General features: G+C 66.9%; 1 protein-coding gene. It reads left to right on the forward strand.

Going from position 1 to position 1,298, the window contains the following annotated elements; all coding sequences use genetic code 11:
• A partial coding sequence (locus tag XI06_RS03420) for a DUF1522 domain-containing protein (protein WP_271604684.1) occupies nucleotides 1-1,298 on the forward strand: 1,298 nt, incomplete at both ends.

Raw genomic sequence — 1,298 nt, forward strand, 5'->3', positions numbered from 1 at the left:
AGCGGCGCTGCGGGTGGCGCGACGGCTGCTGTTACCGGCACCACGCTGGGCGGCGTTTCGGGCGCCGACACGGGATCCGTCATCAACGCTGCGACGACTGCGGCCAAGCTCCTGAACGGTGCGGCTGCGGGCGACGCGAACGCCGGCGTTGCGGCTGGTGACACGCTCACCGTCAACGGCAAGACCGTGACGTTCGTTGCGGGCGATGCGCCGACCACGGCGCCGACGGGCCTCACTCAAGTTGCGGCGTCTGCTGGCGTCACGACCGGTAACGTCTTCACCGACAGCAGCGGCAACGTGTCGGTTTACCTCGGCTCCACCACGAAGGCTTCGATCGGTGACGTGCTGACCGCCGTCGATCTCGCCAGCGGCGTGCAGAGCAACGTTGCCGGCACCCTCACGCTCAACGCCGGGCAGACCGCGTCTACCGTCACGGGCGGCGGCGCGCTGAAGTTGCAAAGCACCACCGGTTCCGACCTGAGCGTGACCGGCAAGGCCGACATCCTGAAGGCCCTCGGTCTCACCGGTGCGACGGGCGCAGGCAGTGTGACGGTCTCGGCGACCCGCACCACGAGCTCGACGACCCTGTCGTCCTTCATCTCGTCGGGTTCGACCCTGAACGTCGATGGCCATGTCATCACCTTCAAGGATGGCCCGACGCCCGGTGCCTCTTCGCTGCCTTCGACCCAAGGCGTGTCCGGCAACGTCGTCACTGACGGCAACGGCAACTCGACGGTCTATCTGCAGAGCGCGTCGATCACCGACGTGCTGAAGGCGGTTGACTTCGCCACGGGCGTGCAGACCTTCACGCTCAATGGCAGCGGCGGCGGTACGCTTGCGACCGCTTCCGGTCAGACGGCTTCGTCGATCAACGCCTCGGGCCAGCTGAAGGTCTCGACCGGCGTCAATGCCGATCTGTCGATCACCGGCACCGGCAATGCGCTGCAATCGCTGGGTCTGGCCGGCAACACCGGCACGTCGTCGGCCTTCACCGCGGCGCGTACCTCCGGCACCGGCGGCATCAACGGCAAGACCCTGACCTTCACCTCCTTCAATGGCGGCACGGCGGTCAACGTCACGTTCGGCGACGGCACCAACGGCACGGTCAAGACGCTTGATCAGCTCAACACGCAGCTGCAGGCCAACAACCTGTCTGCGACGATCGACGCCAACGGCCTGCTGACGATCTCGACCACCAACGACTACGCGTCCTCGACGCTTGGTTCGACGTCGGCGGGTGGCGCGATCGGCGGTACGCTGACGACGGCTCTGACCTTCTCGACGGCTTCGACCCCCGT

This window comes from Bradyrhizobium sp. CCBAU 11434, from assembly GCF_028128895.1.
Taxonomy (GTDB): Bacteria; Pseudomonadota; Alphaproteobacteria; order Rhizobiales; family Xanthobacteraceae; genus Bradyrhizobium; species Bradyrhizobium zhengyangense.